Source organism: Streptomyces sp. NPDC020362, from assembly GCF_040642095.1.
In the GTDB taxonomy this organism is placed as follows: domain Bacteria; phylum Actinomycetota; class Actinomycetes; order Streptomycetales; family Streptomycetaceae; genus Streptomyces.
In genome coordinates this window covers 1-8,255 of sequence record NZ_JBFAET010000290.1, presented here as the reverse complement: position 1 = coordinate 8,255, position 8,255 = coordinate 1, and the positions used below count along the sequence as shown (strand labels likewise).

The 8,255-nt window shown below is 73.3% G+C and carries 2 protein-coding genes; both read right to left on the bottom strand.

The window, feature by feature from the left end:
- Positions 1-59: 59 nt before the first annotated feature.
- Positions 60-3,359 (bottom strand): amino acid adenylation domain-containing protein, encoded by a 3,300-nt coding sequence (locus AB0H32_RS44735; RefSeq protein ID WP_361134314.1) that lies wholly within the window; start codon positions 3,357-3,359, stop codon positions 60-62.
- Between the two features lie 60 nt (positions 3,360-3,419).
- Complete coding sequence (locus tag AB0H32_RS44730) at positions 3,420-8,249, bottom strand: SDR family NAD(P)-dependent oxidoreductase (protein ID WP_361134317.1); 4,830 nt, start codon at positions 8,247-8,249, stop codon at positions 3,420-3,422.
- Positions 8,250-8,255 lie beyond the last annotated feature (6 nt).

The window sequence follows — 8,255 nt, the reverse complement described above, 5'->3', positions numbered from 1 at the left end:
GCAGGGCGGACCTCGGTCCGCTCCCTGCCGTGCCCCGCGCCCTCACGCGTACCCGGGCCTCAGCCGGCCGGCGCCTCCTCCCGCTGCGCCGTGTCCCGGATACGGGCGGCCAGCTCCCGCGGGGTCCGTCGCTCGAACACCTCGGTGAGGCTCAGCGCGACACCGCTCCTGTTCTGGAGTTCCTGCATCGCCACGGCGGCGAGCATCGAGTCCCCGCCGTGCGCGAAGAAGTCCGTGTCGGCGTCGACGTCCTCGCGCCGCAGAATGCTCCGCCACAACTCGGTGAGCTGGGCCGTCAGTTCGTCCAGGTCCGGGTGGTCCGGCCTGAGCCGTGGCGCGGCCGGGGGTACGTGCCGGTCGGCGACGATCCGCTCCAGGGCGAGGTAGTCGACCTTCCCGCTCGCGTTGACCGGCAGCGCGTCGATGGTGACGAGGTCGCCGGGCAGCATCGACCGGGACAGCCGGGCGCGGGCGTGCTCCCAGACGCTCTCGGTGTCGAGCGAGCCTCGGGCCGGTTCCAGGCAGCCGACGAGCACGGCGTCCGCGCTCGGGTCTCCCACCATGATCACCGCGGCGGCGCCGACTTCGGGATGCGTCAGCAGCGTCGACTCGATCTCTCCCAACTCGATGCGGTGGCCGCGGAGTTTGACCTGCCGGTCGATCCGGCCGAAGAGATCGATCAGACCGTCCTCGCGCCAGCGAGCCACGTCGCCCGTGGCGTAGAAGCGGCCGTACTCGGGGTGTTCACCGAAGCGCCGGCCGTTCAGCTCCGGGCGGCCGTGGTAGCCGATCGCCACGCCGGCACCCGAGATGCGCAGTTCCCCGCTGACGCCGACGGGCAGATCGCGACCGTGCGCGTCGACGACATGGACCTGGGTGTTGCGGATCGGCCGGCCGACGTCGAGGCGGGCGTCGGGCTCCTGCGTGACGACGCGTGACGTCGACCAGATGGCCGTCTCCGTCGGACCGTACGCGTGGTGCAGGCGGCAGCCGGCGGCCACGAGCCGCCGGGCCAGGGGTACGGGCACGGTCTCGCCGCCCACGATGACGCTCCGGCCGCGCAGGCAGTCCGTCATCCGGTCGATGACCAGCCGCCAGGTCGTCGGCGTCGCCTGCAGGAAGCGCACGTCGTACCGCTCCACCAGCTCCCGCAGCACCCGGCCGTCGCTTCTGGCCCGGTCGGGAGCGGCCGCCAGACGGCAGCCGGAGACCAGCGACACGAACAGTTCGACGCCGGACATGTCGAACGCGAACGTCGTCGTCCACAGCATCGTGTCGGCGGGCGTCGCCCCCAGCTGCCCGGTGAAGTGGGTGGCCACGTTGGCCAGGGCCGCGTGCGTGACCAGCGTCCCCTTCGGGCGGCCGGTCGACCCCGAGGTGTAGATCAGGTACGCGCAGGAGGCCGGGTCAACCGCCACGGGCGGATCGCCGGCCGCCCTCCGGTCCGCGGCCTCCTCGACCGCCGGGGTGGTCAGTACCACGAGGCCCTCGTCGGCGAAGTGCGCCATGGTCCCGGTCGCCACGAGCACCTTCGCGGCCGAGTCGGAGAGCTGGAACCTGATCCGCTCCTCGGGGTGGGCCGCGTCGAGGGGCAGGTACGCGGCGCCCGTCAGCCAGGCGCCGAGGACCGCGGCGACCAGTTCGGGCCCGCGCGGAAGAGCGATCGCCACGACGTCGCCCGCCCGGAGGCCGGCGTCCCGCAGGAGAGCGGACACCGTGTGCGCGGCGTCCCACAGGCGACCGTAGCCGACGGACCGGTCGTCCTCGACGACGGCGACGGAATCGGGGGCCCGCCGGACGTGTTCCCGTACCGCATCGAGGACGGAGGCGAACTCGACCGGCGCGGCGGTGTCGTTCGCCGCCCGGACGATCTCGTGGTCGCGCTCGCTCCACCAGCGCACCTCACCGACCGCGCGGTCGGGGTCGTCGGCGAACGAGGCGAGCACCGCCTCGTAGCGGGCCAGCAGAAGTTCGGCGTAGGACCGCTCGAACAGTTCGCTCCGGTGCACGGCCCGTACGGTGACGGCGTCGTCCGTCGAGACGGCGCGCAGATGCAGGTCGAACTTGGCGGAGCCGCTCGTGGCCGGGAACGGCGTGGCCGCGAGGCCGCCGAGGGTGAACGAGGCGGCACCGCGCCCCGCCTGATGCTCGAACAGATGCCGGAACGGCAGGGCCCTGCGGCCGTACCCCGCCGAGGGCATGAGGTCGGGGTGCGCGTCCACGGCCACGTCGGCGTGCGCAGCGGCCGTCAGCAGCCGCTCCCTGCTGCGGCGCACCAGGTCGCGGACGCTCTCCTCCCGGTCCACCCGCAGCCGCAGCGGTACGTAGGTGGAGTGATAACCGATCGTGCGGGCGGCAGGCTCCGGCCGTACGTCGACAGGGGATCCGATGATCAGGTCGGGGCCGGCGCCGTGTGCTTCGAGCAGCACGTAGTAGGCGGCCAGCAGGACCGCGGACTCCGGGACTGCCAGGTCGTCGCCCAGCTTGCGGAGCGCGGCCGTCGTCTGCGCCGGGAGGGTGCGGCTGATCTCCGCGGCCGCCAGCGTCGGCCGGTCCGGCTCGGGCTCGCCACAGGCCGGCTTCAGGGCGTCGGTGTTCGCGCCCGCCAGCTCCCGGCGCCAGAAGGCGAGGCTCTCCGGGCCGGGCAGCGGATCGGTCCACGCGGGCACCGGCGCAAGGCCCTCCCCCGGCCCGCCGTCCGCGTGTCCGTACGCGGACGCCAGTTCCTGAAGGAGGAGCGGGGCGGACACCCCGTCGAAGACCAGGTGGTGCGCCGTGACGCAGAAGACGTCCCGGTCCGGGGAGCGCAGGAGCGCCGCCCGCAGCATCGGGCCGCCGTCCAGGGCGAACGGTACGGCGGTCACCGGCGCGAGGTCGTCCCCGGTGGGCTCGCCCGCCGTCTCGGCCCGCACGATGTCGAGCCGGAACTCGTCCGGGCCGGCCACCCGCTTGACCAGCCGGGCGCCGTCACTGCGGTAGACCGTACGCAGTGCCTCGTGGCGCCGCAGCACGGCGGTCAGCGCCGCATCGAGCCGCGCCGGATCCAGGTGCCCGTCGACGGCGAACGCCACGGACAGGTTGTTCACGGGAGTGCCCGGCGTCAGCGACTCCAGGAGCCACAGGGCCTCTTCCTTGGGGGAGACTCCGATGCCCTGGGGCGAGGGTGCCTCTTCCTCGGTGGAGACTCCCCCGCCCCGGTGCGAGAGTGCCTCTTCCTCGGTGGAGACTCCCCCGCCCCGGTGCGCGGGTGCCTCTTCCCTGGAGGGTGCCTCTTCCTCGAGGGGGACTCCCGGGCCCTGGGGCGGGAGTCCCGCGTCGTCGCCCCGCTCCGCAGGCATGTTCCCTTCCGCGGACATCATTGCGTCACTCCTTCACACGTCGCTCGAGTCCGCCGGATTTCCCAGGAGTGCCGGACCACCCTAGATCCCCAGCTCTTTGTCGATGAGGTCGAACATCTCGTCGTCCGTGGCTCCGCTGATGTCCTCGTCGGCGGGCCCGCCGTCCGCTGCCCCGCCGCGGAAATCGTCCATGATGGTTTCGAGGCGGCTCATGATCTTCGATGTGCCGGCGCCCCGCTGGGCGATCCCGGACAGCAGGGACTTGAGCCTGTCGAGCTCGTTCAGCACCGGCTCGTAGTCGATCTCCTGGTCCGCGACCCTGTCCCGGAGATATCCGGCCAGTTCCACGGGAGTGGGGTAGTCGAAGACCACCCCGGCGGGCAGCCGCAGCCCGACGGCGCTGCTGATCCGGTTACGGAACTCCACTGCGGTCAGCGAGTCGAAACCGAGCTGACGGAAGTACCGGGCGGATTCGATGGATTCGGGTCCGGGCCGGCCGAGGACGAGGGCCGCCTGGGTCAGGACCAGGTTCAGGATCGCACCCTCGAGCTGCTCGGGCGGCAGCGCGGCCAGTCGGCTCGCCAGCTTCCTGCCGGCGTCCGGGCCGGGGTTCCCTGCGGTGCGCCGGCCGGGGCGGACGAGGCCGGTCACCAGGGCGGGGACGGCAGGTCCGAGGCGGCGCAGCGCGGGCAGATCCAGCCGGGCCGTCACCAGCAGCGGCTCCGGCCGTCCGGCGGCCGCATCCAGCAGAGCGAGCCCGTCGGCGTCGGACAGCGGCCGCAGCCCCTGCCGGCTCATCCGCTGCCGGTCGGCCTCCGTCAGCCCACCGGCCATGCCCTGCTCCCAGGGTCCCCAGGCGAGAGAGACCGCGGGCAGACCCTGTCGGCGCCGGTGCACGGCCAGTGCGTCCAGGAAGGTGTTGCCGGCCGCGTAGTTGGCCTGGCCCGGGTTGCCCCAGACCCCGGCCACCGAGGAGAAGAGGGCGAAGGTGTCCAGGTCCAGATGACGGGTCAGCTCGTGCAGATGCCAGGCCGCATCGGCCTTCGGCCTCATCACCTTCCGGACCCGGTCCGCAGTGAGCGAGGCGATGACCCCGTCGTCGAGGACGCCCGCCGTGTGGACGACCCCGGTCAGCGGCATCGCCGCCGGCACCCCGGCGATCACCGCGGCCAGCTGCTCCCGGTCCGCCGCGTCACAGGCCACCACCTGCACGCTCGTCCCGGATTCGGCCAGTTCGGCGGCCAGTTCGGGCATCCCGGACGCGCCCGCACCGCGGCGGGAGGCCAGCACCAGGCCCCGGGCCCGCCCGGTCGCCGCCAGATGCCGCGCGACCAGCCCGCCCAGCGCGCCGGAAGCGCCCGTGACCAGCACCGTGCCCCCACGACCTGCCCCGGAGGCGGCCGGAACGGTCAGCACGACCTTGCCGACGTGCCGCGCCCGGGTCAGGAAGCGGAACGCCTCCACTGCCCGCCGCATGTCCCAGCAGGCCACCGGCAGAGGCCGCAGCACACCCTCCGCGAACAGCCCGGTCAGCGACGACAGCATCCGGCCGACGAGGTCCGGGTCCTGCTGCAGCAGATCGAAGGTCCGATAAGTGACCTGATGATCTCCCAGCACCTGCTCCGGGTCACGGACATCGGTCCTGCCCAGTTCGACGAACCGCCCGCCGGGGCGGGTCAGCCGCAGCGATGCGTCGACGAACTCCCCTGCCAGGGAGTCCAGTACGACGTCCATGCCGCACCCACCGCTCTGAGCCCGGAACGCCTCCTCGAACTCCGTGGTCCGCGACGACGCCATGTGGCGCTCGTCCAGACCCAGATCCCGCAGCGCGGCCCACTTCGACGGCGACGCGGTCGCGAAGACCTCGGCACCCAGGTGCCGGGCCACCTGCACGGCGGCCATCCCCACTCCACCGGCGGCGGCGTGGATCAGCACGCGCTCGCCGGGGCGCAGCCCGGCCAGCTCCACCAGCGCGTAGTACGCGGTCAGGAACGCCACCGGCGCACCGGCCGCCTCCGCCACCGACCAGCCAGACGGCATGTGCCCCACAGCACGCGCATCGGCCACCACCACGGGCGAGAACGCGCCCTGGAACAGCCCCATCACCATGTCCCCGACCGCCGGCTCCACCACGCCCGGCCCGGTCTCCAGGACTACGCCGGCACCCTCCAGGCCCAGCGGACCGGCCTCACCGGGGTACATGTCCAGCACGTTCAGCACGTCCCGGAAGTTCACCCCGGCCGCCCGCACCGCCACCCGCACCTCGCCGGCCGCCAGCGGCCGGTGCCCGTCCTCCTGCTCCTCCAGCAGCAGGTTCTCGACCGTGCCGCGCTCGGCGATACCCAGCCGCCACTGCCGCCCGTCGGGCAACGCGAGGCCGTCCCCGGCCGCACGCGCCAGACGCGGCACCCGCACCTGCGCGTCCCGCACCGCGAACTCGGGCTCCCCCAGTCCCGTACCGGCCACGACGAGAGGTCCGGAACCCGCGAGCGCCTCCACGTCCGCCAGCACGATCCGCTCCGGATGCTCCCCCGCCGCCGCGCGCACCAGTCCCGTCACACCAGCGCCGTCCAGCCGCACATCCGCCCCGGAGCCCGTATCCACACCGCGCTCCGTCACGACCACCAGCCGCGACCCGTCCAGGACCCCCGCGCCCAGCCATTCCCGCACGACGCCCAGCGCGCCCAGCACGCGCAGCTCGGCGCGACCTGCCGCATCCACGACGCCACCGGAACCCACCTCGGCAGCGTCCGAGGCGTGTTCGGGCACGGGGGTGCAGGGGGTCACCGCGGTGTCGGGCACTGCGGCATCGGGGACCGCGCTGCCGGGCAGTGCGGCAGCGTCCGAGGCGTGTGCGAGCCCGGAGGCACAGCGGGTCACCGCGGTGTCGGGCACTGCGGCATCGGGGACCGCGCTGCCGGGCAGTGCGGCAGCGTCCGAGGCGTGTGCGGGCACGGGGACGCAGCAGGTCACCACGACGTCCGGCACCGCGGCACCTGCCTCCACCGCCGCGACCAGCTCCGCCACGTCCGCGTACGCCGCCGCACCGGGTACGCCCAGCCCGCCGTCCTCGCCGAGCACCGCCCAACGACGGCCCGGGTCCCCGGCCCCCGCCACCGCGGCGACCGGAGCCCACTCCACCCGGAAGAGCCCCTCACGGGCCGGCCCGGCGGCCTGGTCCAGCATCCCGGCGGCCGGCAACTCCACCTCCACCGACCCCACCGAGGCGATCGGCTGACCGGTCGCGTCGGCCAGGGTCACCGACACACCCTCGCCCGAGGCCGACGGCGCCACCCGCACCCGCGCCGCCAGCGCACCCGACGCGTGCACCGTCACGTCGCTCCACCCCAGGGGCAGCAGCGGCCCTCGACCGGCCGCCCGCTCCAGCCCCGTCACATGCAGGGCGGCGTCCATCAGCGCCGGGTGCACCCCGAACCCGGACACCTCCGTTCCCTCGGCCAGCGCCACTTCGGCGAACACCTCGTCGCCGCGCCGCCACGCCGCCCGCACCGCCTGGAACACCGGCCCGTACCCGAGCCCGGAGGCCGCCAGACCCTCGTACAACCCGTCCACGTCGGCTGTGACGGCACCTGCCGGCGGCCACTGCACGCTCCAGTCCGCAGCATCGGCGATGGAGGCGGAGGCGGAGGCGGAGGCGGCTGTGTATGCGGTGTATGCGGTGTCTGCCGTATCCGCGGTATCCGTGGTGTGTGTGGTGTGCGCGGTGTGCACCGTGTCCGCCGACGTCAAGGTGCCCGACGCATGCCGCATCCACTCCCCTTCGGCCGCCCGTGCGTACACGGCGACCTCGCGTCGCCCTTCACGGCCCGCTCCGCCGACGGTCACCTGAACCCGCACGCCACCGCGCTCCGGCAGCACCAACGGCATCTCGACGACCAGTTCCTCGACCCGGCCGCAGCGGACCTCGTCACCGGCGCGCACCACCATGTCCACCAGCGCCGCGGCGGGCACCACCGCCCGCCCCGTCACGAGCGACTGGGCCAGCCAAGGCTGCGCGGTGACGGAAAGCTGTCCGGTCAACAGCACCCCGCCGGTCGCCGGCAGTTCGACGGCCGCACCGAGCAGCGGGTGGGCGGCCGCTCCCATACCGAGGTCCTCGGCGCGGCTTGTGGTTGTCGGGCTCAGCCAGTACCGCTGCCGTTGGAAGGCGTAGGTCGGCAGGTCGCTCCGCCGGGCACCCGTCCCTGCGAAGACCTTGTCCCAGCCGACGGCAACGCCCCGGACGAACACCTTCGCCAACGCGGTCAGCAGCGCCCGCGGCTCGTCCCGGCCCCGCCGCAGCACCGGCAGCCACACCTCGACGCCCGCAGCCTCACCGACGATCTCGGTACGCGTCTGCGGGCCCATCCCCGACAGCACACCGTCCGGACCGACCTCGATGAACGTCCGCACACCGCTTTCACGCAATGCCGCCACCGCGTCGGAGAATCGCACGGCCTCACGGACATGCCTCACCCAGTACGCCGGATCAGTCACCTCATCGCTCACCACACCACCGGTCAGCGCCGACACCATCGTCAGCTTCGGAGCCTGGAAGCTGACCGCACCGACGACACGTGCGAACTCCTCCAGCATCGGCTCCATCAAAGGCGAATGGAACGCATGCGACACCGTCAGCCTGCGCGTCCGCGCACCCGACTGCGCCAACCCCTCGGCAACCGCCAACACCTCAGCCTCAACACCGGAAATCACCACGGCCTTGGGCCCATTGACCGCCGCGACACCGACTCCCGTGCGCCCCTCGATCGCTTCGACGACCTGTTGTTCTGTCGCTTCGACCGCGACCATCGCACCACCAGCGGGAAGCGCCTGCATCAGACGGCCACGAGCGGCCACCACCGCACACGCGTCCTCCAGCGACCACACCCCCGCCACATACGCCGCAGCCAGCTCACC